This is a genomic window from Streptomyces sp. NPDC051664, from assembly GCF_044453545.1.
Lineage (GTDB): Bacteria > Actinomycetota > Actinomycetes > Streptomycetales > Streptomycetaceae > Streptomyces.
On record NZ_JBITCU010000003.1, the window covers coordinates 435,955 to 460,299 of the forward strand.

Below are 24,345 nucleotides of genomic sequence, written 5' to 3' on the forward strand. Positions count from 1 at the left end.
GTACCCGGGCGGGCTGAGTTGCGCCCCGGCGGGCCTGAGGGTGTCCTCAGGCGTCGCCCGGGACGGGTGTGTTCGCCAGTGCCACCAGGCGTGTGGCGATCTCCTGCGCGCCCGCGCCACCCGTGAGCACCGTGTAGTGGTTGACGTCCGGTGCCGCCACAGGCTCCACTCGCGTGTCCCCGAGGCCGGCCGCCGCCAGTCGCTTCTCGTCGTACAGCCCCTGCTCCTCGTCCATCAGGCCGCGCGCCGCCCACAGCAGAGTCGCCGGTACCGGCAACTTCCGTACGGCCGAGAGCACTTCGTCGTCGAACAGGCCGATCCCGTCCGTGCGCACCGCCTCGATCAGGCAGGTGGAGTGCATCGCCGGCTCCTCGCCCGTCAGGTCGCGCTGGATGTACGCGTCGACCTCCGGCGACCAGGCGTCCCCGGCGAACGCGGGGTGCGCCTGCCAGAACGCCCGGTAGGCGGCGCGGTCGGCGAACGTCATCGACAGCCGGTCCATGGCCGGCCCGATCACCGCCGTCATGAGTTCGTCCGGGGACAGATGGGTGGGGGCCGGGAAGCCGACCCCGCCGTCGACGAGCAGCAGCGGACCGAAGCGGTCCGGATGCCGTACGGCGGCCAGGGCCGCCACGAACGCGCCCATCGAGTGACCGGCCAGCACCACCCGGTCCAGGCCGAGCTCCTCGGTCAGCGCGGCGACGTCATCGGCGTGTGCCGCGATCCCGTACGGCCCGGGCAGCCCGGCGCTCGCCGCCCGGCCGCGCAGATCCGGGGCGATCAGCGTGACCCGTCCGGCCAGCATCCCGGCCACCGTCCCCCAGGAGAGTGCGTTGGCCGTGATGCCGTGCAGGGCCACGACCACCGGCGCACCGGGCTGCCCGGCCGGCCAGCGCAGCGCCGCCAGCTCGCCCCCGGCGACCGGGACACGTATCTCTTCGTACGAGGTCATGAGTGCCGGTTCTCCTTCTGGGTGGCTGTGCCCGCTACGGTTGCTCCTCTGGGTGCACGGAGTGCGGAGCCCAGCCGGGACGGCAGCCGTGCCAGCCCGCCCGGCAGCAGATGTACCACGGCCACGAACAGCACACCCAGCAGGAACAGCGGCTGGGAGAGCGGTACCCGCAGCACCGCGGGCAGGTCGGCGACCGCACCCGAGCCGGCGAGATCGCCGAGCCGGTGATCGGCCCAGGTGTACAGGATGCCGCCGACCATCGGCCCCCAGCGGGTACCCGAACCGCCCAGCACCACCATCACCAGCAGCGACAGTGTGAAGTCCGACGTCGTCGTCTGGGGTGTGGAGCCGCCGGTGAGCAGCAGATGGACGAGTCCGCCGAGCGCTGCCAGCGCACCGGCCAGGACGAAGGCCGTCAGCTTGAACCCGTACGGCCTCAGCCCCAGCACCTCCACCCGGCGCTCGTTCTCCCTGATGCCCTCCCAGACCCGCCCGGTCGGGGAGCGGACCGCCCAGTGGACGACGGCCAGGGTGAGCACCAGATAGCCGAGCGCGACCCAGTACAGGTTGGCCGTGTGCTCGATGCCCACGAGCCCGGACGGCAGCAGCTCGGCGGGCGCGGCCCGGCCCTCCTCGCCGCCGGTGAAGCCACCGGGGTTGCGGGAGACCAGGATCGAGCCCGCCTGGGCGAAGGCCAGCGTCACCATGGAGAAGCCGATACCGGTGACCCGCAGGCTCACCGACCCCAGCACCAGAGCGAGCGCGATCCCGAAGCAGACGCCGACCAGGGCCGAGACGGCGAACGGCAGACCGGCCTCCAGCATGATCGTGTTGGTGGCGTAGCTGCCTGCGGCGAAGTACAGCGCATGACCGAAGGAGAGCAGCCCGGTACGACCGAGCAGCAGGTCGTAGCCGGTGGCCAGGGCGCCGAACAGCAGGCAGGTGGCGAGGAGTTGCAGGCTTCCCGCACTTCCGACGGGGCCGTCGAGCAGGCCCGGCAGCGGCAGTGCGCTGTACGGCGCGACGATCAGCACCACCAGCACGGCGGTCGGCCACCAGCGCAGCAGCCGGGCCGTGTCGGCGCCGGCCGGTGCGCCGGACGGCGCCGCCGGTGTTCCGCTCGTGCGGTCGGGTGTCCCGGTCACGGTGCTCACGCGAGCCTCCCCGTCAGTCCGCGCGGCCGTACGAGCAGCAGCGCGGCGAGCAGGACGACGACGGCCAGGTCGCCGAGGCCCGCTGCGGTGTAGTAGTTGGCGAACTGCTGGACCAGGCCGATCACGACGGACGCCGCGGCGGCGCCGGTCACCGAACCCATGCCGCCGGTGACCACCACGACGAAGGCGAAGATCAGCAGCGAGGTGCCCTGCCGGGGGTCGACCGAGCCGAAGTACAGCCCGCCGAGCGCCCCGCCGAGCGCGGCGGCCGAGCCGCCGATCGCGAAGACGAGGGTGAACGCCTTCCGTACGTCGATGCCGAGCGCGGTCACCATCGCCCGGTCCTCGACCCCCGCCCGTACGACCAGTCCGTGCCGGGTCCGCCCGAGGAAGAGCCGCAGCGCGACCAGCACCACGACCGCGGCCGCGACCAGCACCAGACGGTTGACCGGAACTTCCGCGCCCAGCAGGGAGAATGTGCCGGACAGTGCCTCGGGCCCGGGGAAGCGCAGGGCGTCCGAGCCCCAGATGCCCGACAGCAGCGCCGGGACGGCGAGCCCCACCCCGACCGTGGCGAGCACCTGCTCGCGCGGCCGGGTGTACAGCGGGCGGACGACGGCGAGTTCCAGCACCACGGCGGCGACGGTGCCCACCGCCGTACCGAAGAGGACCGCGAGGACGAAGCCCGCGCCGCCGGGGCCCGCGCCCGGCAGGTTCCCGGACGCCGCCCACCAGGTGCCGTACGCGCCGATGGAGAGCAGCGCGCCGTGCGCGAAGTTGAGCACATCCATCAGGCCGAAGATCAGCGAGAGCCCGGAGGCGATCAGGAAGTAGAGCGCTCCCAGACCGAGTCCGGTCATGGCGAGCAGAACGACGGTGGACATCAGGAATCCGCCTCCACGGAAGGTGCTTCGGTGGCAGGGCCGCGCCCCACGCCCAGCAGCCGGCGTGCCGCCTCCGCGTCGCCCAGCAGCTCACCGGCCGGGCCCTGGTGGACGGTCCGTCCGTCGGTGAGCACGGTGCAGTGGGCGGCCAGGCGCCGTACGACGGCGAGGTTCTGCTCCACGAGCAGCACCGGTACCGCCTCGGCGGCCCGCTCGAGCACCTCGGCGACCTCGGTGACCACCTTGGGCGCCAGTCCCTTGGTGGGTTCGTCGGCGATGATCAGCCGGTTGCCGTTGAGCAGGGTGCGGCCGATGGCGACCATCTGCTGCTGACCGCCGGAGAGAGTCCCGGCCAACTGCCCCTCTCGCAGCTTCAGTTCGGGGAAGAGCTCATGGACGAGCGGGTACGCCGGCTCGCCCGCCCCGCGCCGCTCGGCCAGCCGCAGGTTCTCCGCCACGGTCAGCCCGGCGAAGACGCCGCGGTCCTCGGGGGCGTAGCCGACGCCCCGCCGGACCAGCGTGTGGGTGGGCAGCGTCACGGTCTCCTCGCCGTCGAGCCGGACGCTGCCGGTGCGCGGCACGAGGCCGAGGATGCCGCGGACGGTCGTGGTCTTCCCGGCGCCGTTCCGGCCGAGGAGCGCGGTCACCCCGTGCCGGGCGACGTCCAGGTCCACCCCGTGCAGGATGTGCCGGCCGCCGATGAGGACCCGCAGGTCCCGTACGGCGAGAAGCGTTCCGGTCGTCACAGCCCCTCCCCGAGGTAGGCCTGCTGCACGGTCGGGTCGGCGGTCACGGCCTCGGGGGTGTCCAGTGCCAGCAGCCTGCCGTGGTGCATCACGGCGAGCCGGTCGGCCAGCCCCAGCAGGACATCCATGTGGTGTTCGACCATGAGGACGGTGCGGCCCTCGTCCCGGTGCAGGGTGCGGATCAGTTCGGTGAGCGCAGGGACCTCCTCCGCGCTCACTCCGGCCATCGGCTCGTCGAGCAGCATCAGCCGCGGCTCTCCCACCAGCAGCACCGCCAGCTCCAGCTTCCGTTTCTCGCCGTGCGACAGCTCGGACGCCAGGGCCCCGGCGCGGTGGCCGAGCCCGGTGCGCTCCAGTACGCCGTGTACGTCGTCGGTGTACGGGGAAGCGCGCCGCCACACGCGGTACGAACCGCCCCGGGCGGCCTGTGCGGCCAGCCGGACGTGGTCGGCCACGCTCATCCCCGGCCAGAGGCTGGACGTCTGGAACGTCCGGCCGATCCCGCGCCGGGCCCGGGCATGCGCGGGCCGGCCGCTCATGTCCGTGCCGTCCAGCGCGATGGTGCCCGACGTGGCCGTGGTCAACCCGCTGATCAGGTTGAACAGTGAGGTCTTGCCCGCCCCGTTGGGGCCGATGAAGGCGAGGAACTCGCCCTCGCGGACGTCCAGCGTGATGTCCTCGACGATGGTCGCCCCGCCGACGCCCCAGCCGAGGCCGGTCAGCCGGAGCACGGGGGCGGTGCTCCGCGCCCCGCTCCCGTGTTCCGTCGTGATGCCCGGTGCGGCCATCGGTCAGCCCGCCGAGGGCTTCGCGGGCGGCGCCACCTTGTCCATCGGCTCGGTGGTCACCAGCTTCGGCTCGGCGGTGGCGCCCTTCCCGGTCAGCTTGGCCACGAACATCGGCTGAATCAGGGCGTGGTCCTCGGCCCGCACCTGCTCCTTGCCCTTCACCCCGTCGAAGGTCCAGCCCTCCAGGGCCTTCGCCATGGCGGCGGGATCGGTGGCGCTGCCCTCCTCCACCGCGTGCACGATCATCTGTGCGGCGGTGAAGCCGTCGGGGGTGAACAGGTCGGGGGTGCCGCCGGCCTTGGTCACCGAGTCCAGCATCGACTTCTCCACGGCGTTGCCGCCGCCCGCCCCGGGGAAGTAGTGCGCCAGGAACGAGACCTTGGAACCGGCGGCGCCGAAGATCGGGTACGAGGCCGTGCCGGCCAGCCCGGTGACGACCTTGGACGCGCCCAGCACACCCTGCTGGTCCAGTGCGGTCCACAGGGCGGGGGCGGTGGAACCCGCCCAGGCCACGAAGACCAGATCGGGACCGGCGGCCTTCACCTGCCGGGCGAACGGGGTCAGGTCCGTGGCGCTCGGCGGGGCCAGCACGGAGCCGACCGTTGCGCCCTTGCCACCGAGGACGGCCTTGACCGCGGCGACGTTGGCCTGGCCGAAGGTGGAGTCCTGGGCCAGCACGGTGACCTTCTTGCCCTCGGCCTCGCCGAGCATCGTCCCGGCGGTGAGGATGTCCTGGTAGGACTGCCGGCCGGAGCGGAACGTGTAGTCGTTGATCCCGGTCACGGCGTCGGTCGCGGCGGGCCCGCTGACGTACAGGACCTTGTTCTGCGCGGCGAGCGGCGCCATCTGCAGGGCGACGCCGGAGTCCGTGGTCCCGGCGAGCACCTTGTAGCCCTTGCCGATCAGGTTCTTCGCGGCGGCGACCGCCTTGCCCGGGTCGCCCGCGTCGTCCTGCTCGGTGACTTCGATGCGGTGCCCGACGACCTTGCCGGTGCCGTGCGTCGCGTGGTCCAGGCCCGCCATGAACCCGTCGCGGTACTGCTTCCCGTAGTCCGCGAGCAGCCCGGTCCGGGAGTAGACCAGTCCCACCTTGACGGTCTGGTCCTTCGCGCCCTTGCCGGACGCGGAGTCCGCCTCGCCCGCCTTCCCGGCGGCGGTGCAGCCGGCCAGCAGGAGTCCTGCGGCGGCCAGGGTGACGACGGCGGAGAGGGATCTGCGGTGGTGGACGGTGCCTGTGGCTCTGCGACGCATGGTGACCGGCTCCTCGGCGGGATTCCTGTGATGTCGCCGAACCGTACGAACACCGTGGCGCCGTCGACATGGTGCAGGACGCCCCACCTGAGGCGGTGCGCATGTGCGGGCCGCACATGGCCCGGGGCCGGGGGTGAAGGGGCACGGCCCCGGCCCCGGCCCCGTCAACACCCCGTCATCTACGGGGACATGACCCGGCCTTGGCCCGTCAGTACCAGATCGCCTGGACCGTGGCCATGACGAACCCCGTGCCCGCGAACACGCAGCCGACGATCCCCATCACCATTCCGGCGGTCGCCTGGCCGCGGCCGCCCCCTTCGCCGCGGTCCGCCATGCGCCGCGCCGAGATGCCGAGGCACAGCGCGATGATCGGCAGCACGATCGGTATGAGCAGCAGCCCGAGGATGCCGAGCACCATCGACGCCGTCGCCTTGCCGCTGGGCAGCGGGGCGTTCCCGGGGTACGCGTGGCCGTACGCGGGCTGAATGCCGGGGGCGAACCTCGACGCGTCCCCCGTGCCACCTGCCGCACCTGATGTGTCAGCCATGTCTTCCTCTCCTTCTTTGCTGGTCATGACCATGCTAGGAGAGATCTGCGACCCTTTCGGACAGGGCTGTGGGGACAGCCCTTAGGACGCTTCCGGGGGTGTCGTCACGTCGATCAGCCGGCACACCGTCTCGATGTCTATCTTCACCTGGGCGATCGACGCCCGTCCCGACAGCCAGGTGATCAGCGCCGAGTGCCAGGTGTGCTCGATGACCCGGACCGCGGACAGCTGCTCGGGCGTCGGGTGCTCCAGCCCCATCGAGTCCAGGATGATCGCCGTCGTGAGCCGCGAGACGGTGTCCACCTCGGGGCTCACGCTGCGGTCCGCGAAGGTCAGCGCGCGCACCATCGCGTCCGCCAGATGCGGTTCGCGCTGCAGCGCGCGGAACGCCCGCATCAGTGTGTCGGCGACCCGCTGCGCCGCGTCGTCCCCGGCCGGAGGCCGTTTGCGCAGCGTCCCGTGCATGTGCTGGAGCTGGTCCTGCATGGTGGCGACCAGCAGATGGATCTTGGACGGGAAGTAGCGGTACAGCGTGCCCAGGGCGACCCCGGCGGCCTCCGCCACCTCGCGCATCTGCACCGCCTCGAACCCGCCCCTGCTGGCGAGCTGGGCGCTGGCGTGCAGGATGCGGCGGCGGCGGGCCTCCTGCCGTTCCGTCAGGGGCGGCGATGCCGGCTTGGCTTCCGCTGTCATGTGTCCCCATCCATGGCTTCTGTCCACAACCGGAGGAGGCGCGTGGGCTCCCGGCGGCGCACAGCATGCCAGGGGTGCCGGTCGTGGCGCGAATCACCTGATCCGGCCGTTGCGCCGACGCTACCTGCCGGTAGATTCGTAGCTCATTGCACGATCCAGTCTGAAACTTGTTCTAGATTAGCGTGAGCGGTTACGCTCCGGCGAACACGCAGTGAGAAGGGGGCCGAGTGTGACCGCTGAGGCCATAGAGACAGGCCCCCGCACGGGCAGTGACACGTCGGCCGCCACCGCCGACGGGCGACCGTTGCGCATCGCACTCCTCACCTACAAGGGCAACCCCTTCTGCGGCGGCCAGGGTGTGTACGTACGCCACCTCGGCCGCGAGCTCGCCCGCCTCGGTCACAGCGTCGAAGTGATCGGCGCCCAGCCCTATCCCGTACTCGACGAGGGCGTCCCGCTCACCGAGCTGCCGAGCCTGGACCTCTACCGCCAGCCCGACCCGTTCCGCACCCCGAAGCGCGGCGAGTACCGGGACTGGATCGACGCCGCCGAGGTCGCCACCATGTGGACCGGCGGCTTCCCGGAACCGCTCACCTTCAGCCTGCGTGCCCGCCGCCATCTCAGCGCCCGTCGGGGCCAGTTCGACGTCATCCACGACAACCAGACCCTCGGGTACGGGCTGTTGGCGGACCTCGGTGCCCCGCTCGTCACCACCATCCACCACCCCATCACCGTCGACCGGCAGCTGGAGCTGGACGCCGCCGACAGCCGGCGCCGCCGCGCCTCCGTACGCCGCTGGTACGCCTTCACCCGCATGCAGAAGCGGGTGGCGCGCCGGCTGCCGTCGGTGCTCACCGTCTCCGGCTCCTCCAAGCAGGAGATCGTCGACCATCTCGGGGTGCGGCAGGACCGGATCCATGTCGTGCACATCGGCGCGGACACCGACCTGTGGTCGCCCGACCCGTCGGTCGCCGAGGTGCCCGGCCGGATCGTCACCACCTCCAGCGCCGACGTCCCGCTGAAGGGCCTCGTCCACCTCGTCGAGGCGCTCGCCGAACTCCGCACCGAGAACCCGCAGGCGCACCTCGTGGTCGTCGGCAAGCGGGCCGAGGACGGCCCCGTCGCGCAGGCCATCGAGCGGTACGGACTCCAGGACGCCGTCCGGTTCGTCAAGGGCATCAGCGACGCCGAACTCGTCGACCTGGTGCGCAGCGCCGAGGTCGCCTGCGTCCCCTCGCTGTACGAAGGGTTCTCGCTGCCCGCCGCCGAGGCCATGGCCACCGGCACCCCGCTCGTCGCGACCACCGGCGGTGCGATCCCCGAGGTCGCGGGTCCGGACGGCGAGACCTGTCTGGCCGTCCGGCCCGCCGACGCCGGGGCCCTGGCCGCCGCGCTCGCCCGGCTGCTCGGCGACCCGGAGCTGCGGGGCCGGCTCGGCGCCGCGGGCCGCGCCCGGGTGCTGGCCCGGTTCACCTGGAAGCAGGCGGCCATCGGCACCGCGGAGCTCTACCGGCAGGCGATCGCAGCCCGCGCCGCCACCACGCAACCCGCCGGCCGACCGTGACCCCGCAGTCCGCCCCCGCTGTCCCCACCCCCTGAAACCCCCTCGACCGCGAAAGCAGGCACTCGTGCTGACCGTGGACTTCACCCGCTTCCCGCTCGCCGCAGGCGACCGAGTGCTCGACCTGGGCTGCGGCGCCGGACGCCACGCCTTCGAGTGCTACCGGCGCGGCGCCCAGGTCGTGGCACTCGACCGGAACGGCGAGGAGATCCGCGAGGTCGCGAAGTGGTTTGCGGCGATGAAGGAGGCCGGGGAGGCTCCCGCGGGCGCCACCGCCACCGCGATGGAGGGCGACGCGCTCAACCTGCCGTTCCCCGACGAGTCCTTCGACGTCGTCATCATCTCCGAGGTGATGGAGCACATCCCCGACGACAAGGGCGTGCTCGCCGAGATGGTCCGGGTCCTCAAGCCGGGCGGCCGGATCGCGATCACGGTGCCGCGGTACGGCCCCGAGAAGGTCTGCTGGACGCTCTCCGACGCGTACCACGAGGTCGAGGGCGGCCACATCCGCATCTACAAGGCCGACGAGCTCCTCGGCAAGATCCGCGGCGCCGGCCTCAAGCCGTACGGCACCCACCACGCGCACGCGCTGCACTCCCCGTACTGGTGGCTCAAGTGCGCATTCGGAGTCGGCCGCGACGGCAAGGACGCAGCGCTGCCCGTCCGTGCGTACCACAAGCTGCTGGTCTGGGACATCATGAAGAAGCCCGCCGTCACCCGGGTCGCCGAGCAACTGCTCAACCCGGTCGTCGGCAAGAGCTTCGTCGCGTACGCCACCAAGCCGCACCTGCCCATGGCCGCTGCCGCTGCAGTTGCCGCGAACGACCCTTCGAAGGCCGAGGCGTGACCACTCCCGAGCAGACCGAACACCTCGTGCTGCCCGGAGTGCTCACCGCGGAGCAGGCGACGGAGACCGTCGCCGCGCTGCTCGCCGTGCAGCGCGAGGACGGTGCGCTGCCCTGGTTCCGAGGCCACCACCTCGACCCGTGGGACCACACCGAGGCCGCCATGGCCCTCGACGCCGCGGGCGAGCACGCCGCCGCGGAACGTGCGTACGACTGGCTGGCCCGGCACCAGAACAAGGACGGCTCCTGGTTCGCCGCCTACCACGACGGCGACCCGGACCGGCCGACCGACCGGGGCCTGGAGTCCAACTTCTGCGCGTACGTGGCCGTCGGCGTCTGGCACCACTACCTTGCCACCGGCGACGACGGGTTCATCGACCGGATGTGGCCGACCGTGTACGCGGCCGTCGAATTCGTCCTGCGGCTCCAGCAGCCCGGCGGCCAGATCGGCTGGAAGCGCGAACCCGACGGCACCCCCGTCGTCGACGCCCTGCTGACCGGCAGCTCCTCCATCCACCAGGCACTGCGCTGCGCACTCGCCATCGCCGAGCAGCGCGAAGAGCCGCAGCCGGACTGGGAGCTGGCGACCGGCGCGCTCGCGCACGCGATCCGCAGCCACCCGGAACGCTTCCTCGACAAGAGCCGCTACTCGATGGACTGGTACTACCCGGTCCTCGGCGGCGCGCTCACCGGAGCGGCCGCCAAGGAGCGGATAGAGGAAGCCTGGGACCGCTTCGTCGTTCCCGGCCTCGGGGTGCGCTGCGTGCTGCCCAATCCGTGGGTGACGGGCGGCGAAAGCTGCGAACTCGCCCTGGCCCTCTGGGTGATGGGGGAGTCCGACCGAGCCCTGGAGATCCTCCAGTCCATCCAGCATCTGCGCGCCGAGGGCGGCATGTACTGGACGGGGTACGTCTTCGAGGGCAACCGGGCGTTCTGGCCGGAGGAACTCACCACCTGGACGGCCGGATCGCTGCTGCTCGCCGTGGCCGCCCTGGGGGGCGACGAGGCGACCATCGCGGTGTTCGGCGGCGAACGGCTGCCGACGGGCCTGGAACCGGACTGCTGCGCACCCTAGGGGCGGGCCGGACGGCCGGGCCGGGGGTTACGGACGGCGGATCCGGCCCGCCACTGCGTGTCCGATGAAGAGATAGACGATGGCTGCGAGGCCGTATCCGGAGACGACCCGCGCCCAGGCCTCGTCGAACGTGAACAGGTCGTACGACCAGCCGGCCAGCCAGCGGGCGGCGTTCTTGACGAAGGCCACGAGGTCGTTGCCCCGGTTCGCGTCCAGCAGGTACATCAGGATCCACAAGCCGATGATGAAGGCCATGACATCGGCCACCACGGCTATGACACGTGCGGCGGTGCTGCTTCTCGTGCCTATTCCAGGAGACATGGATATCGGATTGCCGCTTTCCGCGGCCCGAAACCCGGTCGGCACCCCTTGAGTGGCGCGGCACCCGGACCCGGGTGAGCCTGGCAGGGCGTGCCGGGCTGCGGCACCCACCGCAGAAGTCACCGTTGATGTGCCCCGTCAGGGAGGCCCGCTGTGCCCAGTTCCGTCCCGCTCCGCCGTCTGTTCGTGGCGCTGCTGTTGTCCTGCACCGTACTGGTGAGCGCCACGGCGTGCGGCAACGACTCCGGCACCAGCGCGAGCGCCTCCGCGTCACCGAGCGGTACGGCGTCGCCGCAGAAGCAGAAGCTGGCCAAGACGAGGTTCGTCGCCAACGCCGGGCTCGCTGCGGGCGCGACGTACCAGTGGATCATCAAGCCGTACCGTGCGGGCAAGTTCAAGAAGGGCGCGGACGGACGGACGTTCGCACTGGTCAAGGCCGGGCTCGCGGGCGGCTTCGCCTACAACCGGCTCAAGGCGGCAGCGGAGAATGCCAAGGGCGACCCGCTGCTGTCGAAGGCGGTCGCACCGCTGACGGCGGGCATCGAGTCGCTCAAGGGACTCGGCGCCAAGCTCCGCAACGGCCAGGCGGGCGCGGGGGATGTCGGCGCCTTCGAGGACGTCATCACCAACATCAAGGACGCCGGCAGGAGTGCGGGCGCCGAGGTGAAGGACAAGGTGCCGTCCGCCTCCCAGCTCGGTGGATAACCGCATGGGGGAGGCGCCACACGAGCAATAGGGTGCCGTCATGACGCTTCTGGCGCACGACCACTACTGCGAAGAGATCCTCCGTCAGACCGACGGGCTGAGAGCCGTGATCAGCGGCGCGGACCTCGGTGCGAAGGTTCCGACCTGCCCCGAGTGGACGCTGCGCGACCTCGCGGTCCACGTCGGTGGCGCCCACCGCTGGGTCAACGAGATCGTCCTCAGCCGGGCGACCGAGGCGGTCCCGGACGAGCGGGTGCCGCAGTTCACACCGGACGGTGACGACCCCGCGGTGCTCGACGCGTGGCTGGCCGACGGGGCCGCGAAGACCGTCACCGCCCTGCGCGAGACCGGTGCCGGGCAGCCTGTCTGGGCCTGGGCATGGGACCGGAGCACCGGATTCTGGGCGCGGCGCATGGCCCACGAGACGGTCGTCCACCGCGCGGATGCGGCCGTCACGGTGAACGCCGACTACGAGGTGGCGCCCGAGCTGGCGGCCGACACCATCGACGAATGGCTGGAGATCGTCGCCTTCGCGCAGTCCGAGGGGGACAGGGAGGCTGTGGAGCTCCGGGGGGCCGGAAGGTCCCTTCATCTGCATGCCACGGACACGCCCGGGGCGGAGTGGCTGATCGAGTTCGGCGACGACGGGTTCACCTGGCGGCGGGCGCACGAGAAGGCGACGGTCGCGGTGCGCGGTCCGCTGACCGATCTGATGCTGGTGTTCAACCGGCGGCAGGGCGTGGACAGTGGGCGCGTCGAAGTGCTGGGCGAGCGGGAGCTGCTGGACTTCTGGTTGGAGCGGGCGACGTTCGCATGAGGCGGGCGCTCAGGCGTTGTTGAGATCTGCCAGTACGCGCAGCGTGTGGGGATCCGGTGCCGTGATCAGCAGGTCGGTCACCGGGCCCTTGCGCCACAACTCCAGCCGCTCCGCGATCCGTTCACGCGGTCCGACGAGCGAGATCTCGTCTGCGAACGCGTCCGGCACGGCCAGCACCGCCTCCTCCTTGCGGCCCTCCAGGAACAGCCGCTGGATCCGTCGCGCCTCCTCCTCGAAGCCCATCCGGGCCATCAGGTCGGCATGGAAGTTGCGGGCGGCATGGCCCATCCCTCCGATGTAGAAACCGAGCATCGCCTTCACCGGTAGCAGTCCCTCCGAGACATCGTCACAGACGTGCGCGCGGGCCATCGGCGCGATCATGAAGCCGTCGGGGAGGCCGGTCAGCGAAGCCTCGTACACATCGGTGCGCAGCGGCGACCAGTACAGCGGCAGCCAGCCGTCCGCGATCCGCGTCGTCTGCGCGATGTTCTTGGGCCCCTCCGCGCCCAGCAGCACGGGCAGACCGGCTCGCAACGGATGGGTGATCGGCTTCAGCGGCTTGCCGAGGCCGGTCGCGTCCGGACCGGTGTACGGATGCGAGTGGAAGCGTCCGGCCAGCTCAACAGGGGCCTCGCGCCTGATCACTTGACGGATGATCTCGACGTACTCGCGGGTAGCGGTCAGTGGACTCTTCGGGAACGGGCGCCCGTACCAGCCCTCCACCACCTGCGGCCCGGAGAGCCCGAGCCCGAGCATCATCCGGCCGCCGGAGAGATGGTCGAGGGTCAGCGCGTGCATGGCGGTCGCGGTCGGGGTGCGCGCCGCCATCTGCGCGATGCCGGTGCCGAGCCGGATACGGGAGGTGTGGGCGGCGATCCAGGTCAGTGGGGTGAAGGCGTCGGAGCCCCAGGCCTCCGCCGTCCACACCGAGCCGTAGCCCCGCCGCTCCGCCTCGCGAGCGAGCTCCAGATGGGCGGGGTTCGGGCCGCGGCCCCAGTAGCCGAGAGCGAGTCCGAGCCGCATATCGGTCCCTCCGACCATGTGTGACGGTGCGTCAGTTCGATCCGCACGGACGGAGGGTACGACAGCGGCCCCCCACCCGGAAGGGGCGAGGGGCCGGCAGAATGGGGCTGCGGTCAGCCGCGCTGGATGCCCGTGGTGTCCTGAAGCACACCGCGACGGCCGTCCTGGGTCTGGGCGATGAGGCCCGGACCGCGCTGCTCCACCGCGAGGTACCAGGTGCCCGGCGCCAGTTCGGCGATCGGGCTCGGCGAACCGTCCTCGCCGTACAGCGGACGGGCCACCGGCACCGCGAACCAGAACGGCGTGAAGTCACCGGCCGGCGCCGGGCCGCCCTGCGGGGCCTGCTGCGCCTGCGGCGCGTGCGCCATGGCGGGATCGGGCTGACCGGGCTGCGGCTGCTGCGCACCGTACGGCTGCGGCTGACCCGGCTGGGCGCCGTACGGCTGCTGCTGGGCGCCGGGGTAGCCGTAACCCTGGCCCGGCTGCGGCTGGCCACCGTACGGCGACTGCACGGCCTGCGGACGCGGGGCGCCCATCAGGGGAGCCTTGAGCGCCGGGACGAGCGGCGTCGCGACCGCGCCGCCGGCGAGCGCGATGGTCGCGAGCAGGCCGAGGATCAGGCCGGTACCCGCGTCGCTGGCGTCGATGGTCGTCCAGAAGGCCGTCCACAGCGCGAAGACACAGAAGGCGGCTCCGAATTGACCGAGGTCGAGGCCGACAACCTTGCGGCTAGGCATGGCGCGGCCCACAACCACCAGCACCGCACCGATGATTCCGGCCAGGAAGACGCTCATGAGGACCCCGAGGGCGTCCCAGGCATTCGGGGTCTCGTAGCTGGAGCAGTTGAGGCCCGCAGGGCAATCGAAGCCGGAGAGCTCGAGGAAAGAGGCGATGAACAGCACCACCGCTGCGCCGATCACCACGCCATCGCCTCGAGTGAGGGAGCGGATATTCACGTGAAGGTCCTTAGTCGGTCGTCTCGTCGGGGCGGTCGTCGCTGCCGCCGGTACGGCGGGCACGGCGCGAAGCTCGGAGGCGGCTCCCCACCGTACGGATGAATCTATCGTCTGCCCGGACGGGTTGCGTCCCGGCCCGGACGTTGGGCGGTCATCCCCCGTAATACCTCCGCACAACTACCGTGCTTTACCCCTTGAAGTAGGAAGTGATGCCATCGGCAATGCCTTGTGCGGCCTTCTGGCGCCAACCCGCACTGGTGAGCAGAGCGGCGTCCTTCGGATCACGCATATTGCCGCACTCGATGAACACCTTGGGCACGGTCGACAAATTCAGCCCGCCCAGATCACTGCGGGTGTCCAACCCCGTATTGCCGCCGACGTAATTGGAAGGCGCACTTCCGGTGGCGCGGACGAAGAGCCCCGCGATCCGGGTGCCGAGATCGCGCGACGGATCCACGATCTTCGAGGTGTCAGCGGCTCCGCCGCGCACAAGTGCGGGAAGGATCACATGGAACCCCCGGTTGCCGACCCCGGAACCGTCCGCGTGCACCGAGACGACCGCATCGGCCTTGGCGTTGTTGCCGATCCGGGCCCGTTCGTCGACGCACGGCCCGTACGGGCGGTCGTTGTCGTACGTCAGGATCACCTTCGCGCCCTGAGCCTGGAGCAGCGCACGCAGCCGGTGCGACACGTCCAGCGTGAACTGGGCTTCTGCGTAACCGGAGTTGGTGGACGTGCCGGTGGTGTCGCACTCCTTGCGCGTGGTGCCGATGTCCACCTGACGGCTGATCTCACGGGTGTGCAGACGGTTGTTCGGGTTGTGCCCGGGATCGATGACGACGGTCTTCCCGGACAGTGGCCCTGACGCCCGGCCGCCCGTGGTCTTCGAGGGGGACGCGGACGGCGGCGATGCGGACGTCCTGTCCGGCGCCGGAGCGCTCCTCGAGGGCGAGACCGACGGCGGCGCGGCGGAGATGGCGCTGCTGCCCTGCCGGGGCCGGGCCTGCGCTTCGCCGCTGTCACCGCCCGCGCCGCAGCCCGCGGCGCTCAGGCACACGGCTGCGAGCGCGGCGGCGACGAGCAGGGGCCGGCGGTACGGGGTGGGGGAAACGCTGTCGTCGTACGGCACGCCGCGATGCTATCGGGGCGGCTCAGATCCCCGTTCCCGTACGGCGCAGGACGCGCAGCGAGTCCGTGACGGACACCTCGGTGAACGCCCCGGACTCCAGTGCCCGCAGATACACCCGGTACGGGGCCTGGCCGCCGTGCGCGGGATCGGGGAACACGTCGTGGATCACGAGCAGCCCGCCCTCGGCGACATGCGGCGCCCAGCCCTCGTAGTCGCCGTTCGCATGCTCGTCGGTGTGCCCGCCGTCGATGAAGACGAAGCCGAGCTTCCCGCCCCAGACGGCCGCGACCTGCGGGGACCGGCCGACGAGCGCCACGACATGGTCCTCGAGCCCGGCCGCGTGCAGGGTGCGGCGGAACGTCGGCAGCGTGTCCATCCGGCCGACCTCCGGGTCCACGACGGTCGGGTCGTGGTACTCCCAGCCGGGCTGCTGCTCCTCGCTGCCACGGTGATGGTCGACAGTGAGCGCCGTCACACCGGCCGCCCGGGCGGCATCGGCGAGCAGGACCGTGGACCGCCCGCAGTACGTCCCGACCTCCAGCAGCGGCAGACCGAGCGCGGCGGCGTCGGTGGCGGCCGTGTAGAGGGCGAGCCCCTCACCCACCGGCATGAACCCCTTGGCGGCCTGAAAGGCGGCGAGAATCTCGGGCTTGGGCTCGGCGGCCACGGGGTTCCTCCTGGCGGTACGGGGATCGAACGGCGCCCCATGGTGCCGTACGGCCTGGTCGGCACTCTCGGCGGGGGTCGGGAGCGAGGCATGTCAGGGATGGCCTTCCCGGCGAGATCATTGCGCACGGTGCATGGCGTTCGGTCGGACACAGCAGGGAGCGGTGGGCCGGGCCCACCGCTCCCTGCTGTGTTGCTCGGGTTGCCTCCGCGCCTCTCAGCCGCTCACGACGGCACCGCGGTTCGACGCTCCGGTGCGCTGACCGTCAGTACGAGGTCGACCTCGGCCGGCAGGCCGTTCGACGGGTACGTCGCCGGGCAGGCGCGCGGCGCGTATCCGGTGGCGGAACCGGCCAGCACGAAGGTGCCGGTGGACGGGGCGGCCAGGGCGTACCGGCCGGCTTCGTCCGTCACGGTGAGCCCCGCCTGCCGCCCCCTCCGGTCGATCAGCGTGACGTTGGCGCGGGCAACCGGCGTACCGTCCGCATCCAGCACCCTGCCCCGGAAGCCGTCCGATCCGGCGACGGGGTGCGAGGCCTCCTGGGCGGGTGCCGCCACGTCCGTGCTGCTGGCCAGCAGTACCGGCCGCAGCGCGTCGCGCTGCGACGGCAGGAACGCGGCCAGTACCAGACCGATCAGCACCGCACCCGTCGCGATCATGAACGAGGTCCGGAACCCCTCCATCGAAGGCACCTGCACCGGACCCATACGCACCGAGGTGTTGGCCAGCACCATGCCGATCACGGCGCTCGACACCGACGTACCGATGGACCGCATCAGAGTGTTCAGACCGTTGGCCGCGCCGGTCTCCGACGGATCGACGGCCCCGATGATCAGCGCGGGCAGCGAGGAGTACGCGAGACCGATACCGGCCCCGAGCACCACCGCGATCACCACGGTCTGCCAGGCGGCACTCATCAGGCCGAGCCCTGCCCCGTAACCGATCGCGATGATCAGCATGCCGAGCATCAGCGACACCTTGGGGCCGCGGCGGGCCGACAGCCGGGCGTACAGCGGGGCGACGAACATCATGGTCAGACCGAGCGGCGCCACGCACAGCCCCGCCACGACCATCGACTGCCCGAGGCCGTACCCGGTCGACGCCGGCAGCTGGAGCAGCTGCGGCAGGACGAGCGAGACCGCGTAGAACGCGACGCCGACCATCACCGAGGTGAGGTTGGTGAGCAGTACCTCGCGCCGGGCCGAGGTCCGCAGATCGACCAGCGGCGCCGGGCTGCGCAGCTCGAAGAGCCCCCACAGCACCAGGATCAGCAGGGACGCGGCGATCAGTCCGAGCGTGGTGGCCGAGGTCCAGCCCCAGTCGCTTCCCTTGGTGATCGGCAGCAGCAGGCAGACCAGGCCGAGCGAGAGCCCGAGCGCACCGGGCAGATCGAACCGGCCGGGCGCCCGCAGCGAGGTCTCCGGTACGGCGAGGACGGTCAGCACCATCGACAGCACCCCGAGGCCGGCCGCGCCGAAGAACAGCGTGTGCCAGTCGGCGTGCTGGGCGACCAGTGCGGCGGCGGGCAGCGCGAGCCCGCCGCCCACCCCGATCGAGGAGCTCATCAGCGCCATCGCCGAGCCGAGCTTCTCGCGCGGCAGCTCGTCGCGCATGATGCCGATGCCCAGCGGGATGGCGCCCATGGCGAAGCCCTGGAGCGCCCGCCCCGCGATCATGACCACGAGTTGATCGGTGAAGGCGCAGATCAGCGAGCCGATCACCATCACGGCGAGGCTGGTGAGCAGCATCTTCCGCTTGCCGTAGAGGTCGCCGAGCCGGCCCATGATCGGTGTGGCAACGGCGCCCGCGAGCAGGGTCGCGGTCATCACCCAGGTGGCGTTGGACGGATCGGTGTGGAGAAGGGCGGGCAGGTCCTTGATGACGGGGACGAGCAGGGTCTGCATGACCGCGACGGTGATACCCGCGAAGGCGAGAACGGGGACGACACCGCCACCCGCACGGTGGTTCCGCGGATCGGGGAGCGGCTGCTCCCCGGCGTGCTGATCGTGCGTCGCTTGTGGCATTCGTGCGGCCTCCGGGCAGCGGAATAAGGGGGGTGAGGTGGAGTGCGGTCCGGCGGCGGGCAGCAGTGACCGCCAAGTGCGTGCAGGTTGAACACTTCCGGACGTCCGCCGTATTCCTGTGAACGCCGGGCGAATGGGACGCGACGCGGTACTCGGCGGGAAGCGTACGGTTGCCCGACCTTCCATCGGATTGGAACGTGTTCTACTCTTGCGCCGTTCCAGTGGCCGCGACCGGCGAGGATCCACGCATGGGCATCGCAATCACCCAAGAACAGAGGGAGCTGGCGCAGTCCGTACGGGGGTGGCTGGCGCGCGCCGTGCCACCGGAGGAGATCCGCAAACTCCTCGACGCGACCGCCCCTTCTGTGCCCGGCGTGCGCCCCGGCTACTGGGACGGGCTCGCGGATCAGGGGCTGCTCGCGCTCCATCTGCCCGAGGAGCACGGGGGAGGGGGTGGCGCACTCCTCGACCTCGCCGTGGTCCTGGAGGAGACGGGGCGGGCCGCGCTCCCCGGCCCCTACCTGACGACCGTACTCGCCTCCGCGCTGCTCGGCGCGGCAGGCACGAGTGATCTTGCACCCGCCCTCGCGGACGGCACCCGCATCGGCGCCGTTGCCCTCGGCCCCGGCACCCTCACCGCAGTGGAGTGCGAGGGTGGCCATCTCCTCGACGGCGTCGCCCCGCCCGTGCTCTGCGGCGCCGATGCCGACCTGCTCCTGCTCCCCGCCGCATCGGCCGGCGGCACCCGCTGGTTCGCCGTCGACTCCGCCGCCGAAGGGCTGACCGTACGCCCGCACCGCGGCGCCGATCCGACCCGCCACACCGCCGAGGTCCGCGCCGGCGGCTTACTCGTCCCCGTGGCCCGTGCCGTACGCGTCGACTCCGGGACCGTCCGCGACCTCGCCGCCGTTCTGTTCGCCGCCGAGGCATGCGGCACCGCCGCCTGGGCGCTGGACACCGCCGTCGCATACGCCAAGGTCCGTGAACAGTTCGGCCGCCCCATCGGACAGTTCCAGGGCATCAAACACCTCTGCGCCGACATGCTCGTACGCGTCGAGCAGGCCCGCGCGCTGGTGTGGGACGCCGCCCGCGCAGCGGACGAGGCCCCGGAGACGCGCGCAATGGTCGCTGCCCTCGCCGCGGGCACCGCTCTGGACGCCGCCTACAGCTGCGCCAAGGACTGCATCCAGATCCTCGGCGGTATCGGCTTCACCTGGGAGCACGACGCCCACCTCCACCTGCGCCGGGCCGTGGTGGCGCGCCAGCTGCTCGGGGCCGGGGACGCCCACCGGCTGCGGGCCGCCCGGCTGGCCGGAGGCGGGGCTCGCCGCGAGCTCGCCCTGGAACTCCCCGCCGAGGCCGCCCGCCACCGCGCCGAGGCGCGCGAGACCATCGCCGCCGCCCGTGGCCTCGACCCGGAGGCGGCCCGCCGCGCTCTCGTCCCGACCGGCTACGCCGCCCCGCACCTGCCCGCTCCGTACGGGCTGGACGCCGGACCGGTGCAACAGCTGGCCGTGCAACAGGAGCTGAAGGAACAGGGTGTGAAGGTGAGCGGCCTCGGAATCGCCACCTGGGTGGTGCCGTCGCTCCTCGCGTACGGGACACCGGAGCAGCAGGACCGCTATCTCCTGCCCACCCTGCGCGGCGAACTCCTGTGGTGCCAGCTGTTCTCCGAGCCCGGCGCCGGCTCCGACCTCGCCTCGCTCCGGACGAAGGCCGAGCGGACCGCCGACGGCTGGCGGATCAACGGCCAGAAGGTGTGGACGAGCGCCGCCCAATGGGCCGACCACGGCATCCTGCTCGCCAGGACCGACCCGGACGCCCCCAAGCACCAGGGGATCGGCTACTTCCTCGTCGACATGAAGAACACCGCAGGCATCCACATCCGCCCGCTGAAGGAGATCACCGGTGACTCCCTCTTCAACGAGGTGTACTTCGACGACGTCCTGCTGCCCGCCGACGCCGTCGTCGGCGACATCGGCGACGGCTGGCGGGTCGCCCGCAACACCCTCGGCAACGAACGCGTCCACATGGCCGACCAGATGACCTTCGACACCGGCCTGGAAGCGCTGATCGACCGCTCCGGTGAATTCGACGGCACGTACCGGGCACGGATCGGCGCACTCGCCGCCGAGGCGCACGCGCTCGCCTGCATCGGGCTGCGGACCACCATGCAACAGGTCTCAGGCCTGGAACCGGGCGCCGGGGCATCCATACGCAAACTCGTCCAGACCACCCACCAGCAGAAGGTCGCCGAGCTCGCCCTGGAACTTCTGGGGCCGGTCGGTGCGACCGACCAGGGCCCCGGGGCGCTGGCCCTGCACGGCTTTCTGATGTCCCGCTGTCTGACCATCGCGGGCGGCACCACCCAGGTCCAGCTCAATGTCGTCGCCGAGCGCATCCTCGGCCTGCCCCGGGACCCGTGACACTGGAGTACCCGGTGATCCGGCACATGAACAACCTGGAGTCCGTCCTCACCTACGGGGCACCACGGAGATGCACACCCTCGCTCTCGGGCGGGCGCTCACCGGTCACGCAGCCTTCCGCTGACCGGCCCCCGCTGCCATCATCTGACGCATCGTCAGATAAGTCGGAGTGTGGCAGCGGCCCGGGAGGAAAGACCATGAAGGCCTACATCGTCGGTGTCGGGATGACGAAGTTCGAGAAGCCCGAGACGCGCGACTGGCAGTACTGGGACATGGCGGAGGAGGCCGGGAGCGCGGCGCTCGCCGACGCCGGGGTCCGCTACGAGCAGGTGCAGCAGGTCCCCGTCGGCTACTGCTTCCAGGCCTCCACGGCCGGCCAGCGCGCCGCGTACGAACTCGGACTGACCGGCGTACCCGTCTACAACGTCAACAACAACTGTGCGACCGGCTCCACCGCGCTGATGATGGCCCGCCAGTTCGTCGAGGGCGGCATCAGCGACTGCGTGCTCGCGCTCGGATTCGAGAAGATGGCGCGCGGGGCACTGGGCGGCGGCGGATCCGACGGCGGCGCCGCCGACTTCCGGACGTCGCCCGTTGCCCGGCACTACGGGATCATGGCCGCCGCCCACGGCTTCGAGATGTCCCCGCCCACCGCCCAGATCTTCGGCAACGCGGCCCGCGAGCACATGGAGCGGTACGGGACGACCGAGGCGCAGCTCGCGGCGGTCGGCGCCAAGAACCACCGGCACTCGGTGAACAATCCGTACGCCCAGTTCCAGGACGCGTACACGGTCGACGAGATCCTCGCCGCCCGGACCGTCCACCGCCCGCTGACCAAGCTCCAGTGCTCGCCCACCTCCGACGGGGCGGCCGCCGCCGTCGTCGTATCGGAACGGTTCGTCGAGAGCCACGGGCTGGGCGACCGGGCCGTCGAGATCGTCGCCCAGGCCATGGCGACCGACACCGGTGAGTCGTTCGCCTCCGGCACCTGCATCGATGCCGTCGGCCGGCCCATGTCCCGGGCCGCCGCCCGGCAGGTGTACGAGAGCTCGGGGCTCTCGGCGGCGGACCTCGACGTCATCGAGCTGCACGACTGCTTCTCCATCAACGAACTCCTGACCTACGAGGCGCTCGGCCTGTGCGGCGAGGGCGAGTCCGGCAAGCTCGTCGAGTCCGGGGCCACCACCTACGGCGGCCGCTGGGTCGTCAACCCGTCCGGCGGGCTGATCTCCAAGGGCCACCCGCTCGGCGCCACCGGCATCGCCCAGGCCGCCGAACTCACCTGGCAGTTGCGCGGTGAGGCGGGCCCCCGGCAGGTGCCCGATGCCCGGGTCGGACTCGCCCACAACATCGGGCTCGGCGGCGCGGCGGTGGTCACGCTGCTCCGTCGCTGAGGGCTGTCCCGTAATCCCTGGCGGGCGCACGACGACAGCTGGCCACGGCACCTCGCCGCGTTGTCGGAACGCCCGAATACGACCGGCAAGAGGACGCCCCTCAGCCTCGCGCTGCACCGCATCCGACGCCGCGCGCTGATCCACCAGGGATTACGGGTCAGGCCTTGGTCGGAGCGGGGCCCGACCATATACCGATGTACGGGGCGCAGGGCGCCTGCGAGTATGACGCCCATGGCAGACGTCACGACACCCGCGCATGTGCAGAACCGGCGAACACCCCGCACCTGGGCGGTGGTGCTCGCCGCCTGCGTCGGCCAGTTCCTCGTCGTCCTCGATGTGTCGGTCGTCAATGTGGCGCTGCCGTCCATGCGATCCGACCTGGGGCTGAGTGCCGCGCAGCTGCAGTGGGTGCTCAACGCCTACGCGATCGCGTTCGCCGGCTTCATGCTGCTCGGCGGGCGGGCCGCCGACCTGTACGGCCGCAAGCGGATGTTCCTGGTCGGACTCGGTCTGTTCACCGCGGCCTCGCTGGCCGGCGGATTCGCGCAGGAGGGCTGGCAGTTGCTGGCCGCCCGTGCGGCGCAGGGGCTCGGCGCCGCCGTGCTGTCCCCCGCAACCCTCACCATTCTCACCGCCGCCGTCCCCGAAGGCCACGCCAGGACCAGGGCGATCGGCACCTGGATGGCCGTCGGCGCGGGCGGCGGCGCGGCCGGCGGGATGGTCGGCGGGGTGCTCACCGACGTCTTCAACTGGCGCTGGGTCCTGCTGATCAACGTGCCGTTCGGCGTGCTCGTCCTGATCGGCGGCGCGGCCTGGCTCGCCGAGAGCCGTGCGCGCGAGCGGCACCGTATCGACCTGCTGGGCGCGGTGCTCGTCACGGCGGGCCTGGCCGCCGTCGCCTACGGCATCGTGCAGACCGAGCAGGAGGGCTGGGCCGCACCGGCCACCCTGGTGCCGCTGCTCGGCGGACTCGCGCTGCTCGCGCTCTTCGTCCTGGTGGAGGCCCGGACGGCGGCGCCGCTGATGCCGCTGCGGGTGCTGGGCACGCGGGCGGTGGCGGCGGCGAACGTGGCGATGATCGTGATGGGGTCCGCGACCTTCTCGATGTGGTACTTCATGACCGTGTACGCGCAGTCGGTGCTGGGCTATACGCCGATGCAGGCCGGATTCGCCCTGCTGCCCACCTCGTTGGCGGTCGTTCTCGGCTCGACGTTCGCGCCGCGGATGATGGCACGGGTCGGTGCGAAGAATCTTGTCCTGATCGGTCTGGCGGTCACCGCCGCGGGCTTCGGGTGGCAGTCCACGATGGGTGCCGACGGCTCGTACTTCACGTCGATCTGCGGGCCCGGCATCCTGATGATGGCCGGTGCGGGATTCGCGTCCACCCCGCTCGCCTCCCTCGCCACCTCGGGCGCGGCGCCCGGCGACGCCGGGCTGGTCTCCGGGCTGGTCAACACCTCACGGACGATGGGCGGTGCGCTGGGTCTCGCCGTGCTCTCCACCGTCGCGGCGGCGCGCACCGGGGGCGGAACCGGGGCGGAGGACCTCACCGCCGGGTTCGCGCTGGCGTTCCGCACGGCGGGCTCGGTGCTGCTCGGCGGGCTGCTGCTGATGACGCTGTGGCTACCGCGTCACCGCACGCCGCGCTCCGGTACCCCGAGCGCGTCGGGCGCATCGAGCCCGTCCGGCACGCCAAGCGCGTCGGACATGTCAAGGGCATCCGGCGACTGAGGACACGGCGGCCGCCGGCCGCCTACAGCCACCCCTGCTGCCGCGCCGCCCGCACCGCCTCCATGCGATTACGGGTCCCTGTCTTCCCGATCGCGGACGACAGATAGTTGCGCACCGTCGACTCCGACAGATGCAGCTTGGCCGCGATGTCCGCGACCGTCGCCCCGTCCACCGAGGCGTTCAGCGCGTCCCGTTCCCGCGCGGTGAGCGGGCTGGGCCCCGCGCTCAGGGCCGCGGCGGCGAGGGCGGGGTCGACGACGGTCTCGCCGGTCAGCACCCGGCGGATCGCCGCCGCGAGCTCCTCGACCGGGCCGTCCTTGACCAGAAAGCCTGCTGCCCCGGCCTCCATCGCGCGGCGCAGATAGCCGGGCCGGCCGAAGGTGGTGAGGATCAGCACCCGGCAGTCCGGCACCTCCTCGCGCAGATCGGCGGCGGCGTCCAGCCCGCTGCGGCCCGGGAGTTCGATGTCGAGGAGTGCCACATCGGGACGGGACATCAGCGCGGCGTCCACGATCTCGTCCCCGGCGGCCACCTGGGCCACCACCTCGATGTCCGGTTCGAGACCCAGCAGCAGGGCGAGCGCGCCGCGCATCATGCCCTGGTCCTCGGCGAGCAGCACACGTACGGCCTTGTCCGGCCGGTGATCCTGGGGCATC

At 71.6% G+C, this 24,345-nt stretch carries 23 protein-coding genes; 8 read left to right on the plus strand and 15 right to left on the minus strand.

Annotated features, from left to right (window positions below; all coding sequences use genetic code 11):
• Window positions 1-46: 46 nt before the first annotated feature.
• The 8 genes from ACIA8E_RS08270 to ACIA8E_RS08305 all read right to left on the minus strand — a co-directional run bounded on the left by ACIA8E_RS08270 (window position 47) and on the right by ACIA8E_RS08305 (window position 7,015).
• Entirely contained in the window at window positions 47-952 is a 906-nt protein-coding gene (locus ACIA8E_RS08270; protein WP_399295772.1) for an alpha/beta fold hydrolase, read from the minus strand.
• Entirely contained in the window at window positions 949-2,106 is a 1,158-nt protein-coding gene (locus tag ACIA8E_RS08275) for a branched-chain amino acid ABC transporter permease (RefSeq protein ID WP_399295774.1), read from the minus strand. Before ACIA8E_RS08275 ends, ACIA8E_RS08270 begins: the two co-directional genes overlap by 4 nt.
• A complete protein-coding gene (locus ACIA8E_RS08280; protein WP_399295776.1) occupies window positions 2,103-2,990 on the minus strand; it encodes a branched-chain amino acid ABC transporter permease in 888 nt (295 codons plus the stop codon). The genes ACIA8E_RS08275 and ACIA8E_RS08280 overlap by 4 nt, the downstream gene beginning before the upstream one ends.
• Window positions 2,990-3,736, minus strand: coding sequence for an ABC transporter ATP-binding protein (locus ACIA8E_RS08285; protein WP_399295778.1), 747 nt, complete (start codon window positions 3,734-3,736; stop codon window positions 2,990-2,992). The genes ACIA8E_RS08280 and ACIA8E_RS08285 overlap by 1 nt, the downstream gene beginning before the upstream one ends.
• Window positions 3,733-4,524: an ABC transporter ATP-binding protein gene (locus tag ACIA8E_RS08290; protein WP_399295780.1), complete on the minus strand. Its 792-nt coding sequence runs from the start codon at window positions 4,522-4,524 to the stop codon at window positions 3,733-3,735. Before ACIA8E_RS08290 ends, ACIA8E_RS08285 begins: the two co-directional genes overlap by 4 nt.
• Before the next feature lie 3 nt (window positions 4,525-4,527).
• On the minus strand, window positions 4,528-5,775 hold the full coding sequence (locus tag ACIA8E_RS08295; protein WP_399295782.1) for a substrate-binding domain-containing protein: 1,248 nt from the start codon (window positions 5,773-5,775) through the stop codon (window positions 4,528-4,530).
• A gap of 208 nt (window positions 5,776-5,983) precedes the next feature.
• Complete coding sequence (locus ACIA8E_RS08300; RefSeq protein ID WP_399295784.1) at window positions 5,984-6,322, minus strand: DUF4190 domain-containing protein; 339 nt, start codon at window positions 6,320-6,322, stop codon at window positions 5,984-5,986.
• Window positions 6,323-6,403: 81 nt separating this feature from the next.
• Complete coding sequence (locus ACIA8E_RS08305) at window positions 6,404-7,015, minus strand: TetR family transcriptional regulator (protein ID WP_267005406.1); 612 nt, start codon at window positions 7,013-7,015, stop codon at window positions 6,404-6,406.
• A gap of 229 nt (window positions 7,016-7,244) precedes the next feature.
• Here ACIA8E_RS08305 and ACIA8E_RS08310 point away from each other — a divergent pair, with 229 nt between their 5' ends.
• The 3 genes from ACIA8E_RS08310 (at window position 7,245) to ACIA8E_RS08320 (ending at window position 10,496) form a co-directional block, all read left to right on the plus strand.
• On the plus strand, window positions 7,245-8,579 hold the full coding sequence (locus tag ACIA8E_RS08310; RefSeq protein ID WP_399295786.1) for a glycosyltransferase family 4 protein: 1,335 nt from the start codon (window positions 7,245-7,247) through the stop codon (window positions 8,577-8,579).
• 64 nt (window positions 8,580-8,643) lie between these two features.
• Window positions 8,644-9,423 (plus strand): class I SAM-dependent methyltransferase, encoded by a 780-nt coding sequence (locus ACIA8E_RS08315; protein WP_399295788.1) that lies wholly within the window; start codon window positions 8,644-8,646, stop codon window positions 9,421-9,423.
• Complete coding sequence (locus tag ACIA8E_RS08320) at window positions 9,420-10,496, plus strand: prenyltransferase (RefSeq protein ID WP_399295790.1); 1,077 nt, start codon at window positions 9,420-9,422, stop codon at window positions 10,494-10,496. The genes ACIA8E_RS08315 and ACIA8E_RS08320 overlap by 4 nt, the downstream gene beginning before the upstream one ends.
• Window positions 10,497-10,523: 27 nt before the next feature.
• On the opposite strand, the gene ACIA8E_RS08325 is transcribed toward ACIA8E_RS08320, so the two are convergent.
• Window positions 10,524-10,817: a hypothetical protein gene (locus ACIA8E_RS08325; RefSeq protein WP_030970483.1), complete on the minus strand. Its 294-nt coding sequence runs from the start codon at window positions 10,815-10,817 to the stop codon at window positions 10,524-10,526.
• Window positions 10,818-10,970: 153 nt separating this feature from the next.
• Between ACIA8E_RS08325 and ACIA8E_RS08330 the strand changes: the two genes are divergently transcribed.
• Entirely contained in the window at window positions 10,971-11,522 is a 552-nt protein-coding gene (locus ACIA8E_RS08330) for a hypothetical protein (protein WP_399295792.1), read from the plus strand.
• Window positions 11,523-11,562: 40 nt separating this feature from the next.
• A complete protein-coding gene (locus ACIA8E_RS08335; protein WP_399295794.1) occupies window positions 11,563-12,339 on the plus strand; it encodes a maleylpyruvate isomerase family mycothiol-dependent enzyme in 777 nt (258 codons plus the stop codon).
• A gap of 9 nt (window positions 12,340-12,348) precedes the next feature.
• Here ACIA8E_RS08335 and ACIA8E_RS08340 read toward each other — a convergent pair whose 3' ends face one another.
• The 5 genes from ACIA8E_RS08340 to ACIA8E_RS08360 form a co-directional block, all read right to left on the minus strand.
• Window positions 12,349-13,362, minus strand: a complete 1,014-nt coding sequence (locus ACIA8E_RS08340) for an LLM class F420-dependent oxidoreductase (RefSeq protein WP_399295796.1) — start codon at window positions 13,360-13,362, stop codon at window positions 12,349-12,351.
• Between the two features lie 113 nt (window positions 13,363-13,475).
• Window positions 13,476-14,318 (minus strand): hypothetical protein, encoded by an 843-nt coding sequence (locus ACIA8E_RS08345; RefSeq protein ID WP_399295798.1) that lies wholly within the window; start codon window positions 14,316-14,318, stop codon window positions 13,476-13,478.
• Window positions 14,319-14,505: 187 nt separating this feature from the next.
• On the minus strand, window positions 14,506-15,447 hold the full coding sequence (locus ACIA8E_RS08350) for an N-acetylmuramoyl-L-alanine amidase (RefSeq protein ID WP_399295800.1): 942 nt from the start codon (window positions 15,445-15,447) through the stop codon (window positions 14,506-14,508).
• 22 nt (window positions 15,448-15,469) lie between these two features.
• Window positions 15,470-16,057 carry a class I SAM-dependent methyltransferase gene (locus ACIA8E_RS08355; protein ID WP_399296037.1) on the minus strand — a complete coding sequence of 196 codons (588 nt, stop codon included), beginning with the start codon at window positions 16,055-16,057 and terminating at the stop codon, window positions 15,470-15,472.
• 281 nt (window positions 16,058-16,338) lie between these two features.
• Window positions 16,339-18,138, minus strand: a complete 1,800-nt coding sequence (locus ACIA8E_RS08360) for an MFS transporter (protein ID WP_399295801.1) — start codon at window positions 18,136-18,138, stop codon at window positions 16,339-16,341.
• Between the two features lie 248 nt (window positions 18,139-18,386).
• Here ACIA8E_RS08360 and ACIA8E_RS08365 point away from each other — a divergent pair, with 248 nt between their 5' ends.
• From ACIA8E_RS08365 to ACIA8E_RS08375, 3 genes are all read left to right on the plus strand, one after another.
• Window positions 18,387-20,564 (plus strand): acyl-CoA dehydrogenase, encoded by a 2,178-nt coding sequence (locus ACIA8E_RS08365; RefSeq protein WP_399295803.1) that lies wholly within the window; start codon window positions 18,387-18,389, stop codon window positions 20,562-20,564.
• A gap of 197 nt (window positions 20,565-20,761) precedes the next feature.
• The gene (locus tag ACIA8E_RS08370) at window positions 20,762-21,958 is read left to right on the plus strand and encodes a lipid-transfer protein (protein ID WP_399295805.1); all 1,197 of its coding nucleotides are present in this window, start codon (window positions 20,762-20,764) and stop codon (window positions 21,956-21,958) included.
• A 222-nt stretch (window positions 21,959-22,180) separates the two neighbouring features.
• Entirely contained in the window at window positions 22,181-23,689 is a 1,509-nt protein-coding gene (locus ACIA8E_RS08375; protein ID WP_399295806.1) for an MFS transporter, read from the plus strand.
• Between the two features lie 22 nt (window positions 23,690-23,711).
• Here ACIA8E_RS08375 and ACIA8E_RS08380 read toward each other — a convergent pair whose 3' ends face one another.
• Window positions 23,712-24,344, minus strand: coding sequence for a response regulator (locus ACIA8E_RS08380; protein WP_399296039.1), 633 nt, complete (start codon window positions 24,342-24,344; stop codon window positions 23,712-23,714).
• Window position 24,345: the final 1 nt, after the last annotated feature.

Excerpts from the sequence above, each read along its gene's own strand:
- ACIA8E_RS08270 (WP_399295772.1), bottom strand. The coding sequence starts at position 952 with ATGACCTCGTACGAAGAGATACGTGTCCCGGTCGCCGGGGGCGAGCTG.
- ACIA8E_RS08280 (WP_399295776.1), bottom strand. The coding sequence starts at position 2,990 with ATGTCCACCGTCGTTCTGCTCGCCATGACCGGACTCGGTCTGGGAGCG.
- ACIA8E_RS08290 (WP_399295780.1), bottom strand. The coding sequence starts at position 4,524 with ATGGCCGCACCGGGCATCACGACGGAACACGGGAGCGGGGCGCGGAGC.
- ACIA8E_RS08295 (WP_399295782.1), bottom strand. The coding sequence starts at position 5,775 with ATGCGTCGCAGAGCCACAGGCACCGTCCACCACCGCAGATCCCTCTCC.
- ACIA8E_RS08300 (WP_399295784.1), bottom strand. The coding sequence starts at position 6,322 with ATGGCTGACACATCAGGTGCGGCAGGTGGCACGGGGGACGCGTCGAGG.
- ACIA8E_RS08305 (WP_267005406.1), bottom strand. The coding sequence starts at position 7,015 with ATGACAGCGGAAGCCAAGCCGGCATCGCCGCCCCTGACGGAACGGCAG.
- ACIA8E_RS08325 (WP_030970483.1), bottom strand. The coding sequence starts at position 10,817 with ATGTCTCCTGGAATAGGCACGAGAAGCAGCACCGCCGCACGTGTCATA.
- ACIA8E_RS08335 (WP_399295794.1), top strand. The coding sequence starts at position 11,563 with ATGACGCTTCTGGCGCACGACCACTACTGCGAAGAGATCCTCCGTCAG.
- ACIA8E_RS08340 (WP_399295796.1), bottom strand. The coding sequence starts at position 13,362 with ATGCGGCTCGGACTCGCTCTCGGCTACTGGGGCCGCGGCCCGAACCCC.
- ACIA8E_RS08355 (WP_399296037.1), bottom strand. The coding sequence starts at position 16,057 with ATGCCGGTGGGTGAGGGGCTCGCCCTCTACACGGCCGCCACCGACGCC.
- ACIA8E_RS08360 (WP_399295801.1), bottom strand. The coding sequence starts at position 18,138 with ATGCCACAAGCGACGCACGATCAGCACGCCGGGGAGCAGCCGCTCCCC.
- ACIA8E_RS08365 (WP_399295803.1), top strand. The coding sequence starts at position 18,387 with ATGGGCATCGCAATCACCCAAGAACAGAGGGAGCTGGCGCAGTCCGTA.
- ACIA8E_RS08370 (WP_399295805.1), top strand. The coding sequence starts at position 20,762 with ATGAAGGCCTACATCGTCGGTGTCGGGATGACGAAGTTCGAGAAGCCC.
- ACIA8E_RS08375 (WP_399295806.1), top strand. The coding sequence starts at position 22,181 with ATGACGCCCATGGCAGACGTCACGACACCCGCGCATGTGCAGAACCGG.
- ACIA8E_RS08380 (WP_399296039.1), bottom strand. The coding sequence starts at position 24,344 with ATGCCCCAGGATCACCGGCCGGACAAGGCCGTACGTGTGCTGCTCGCC.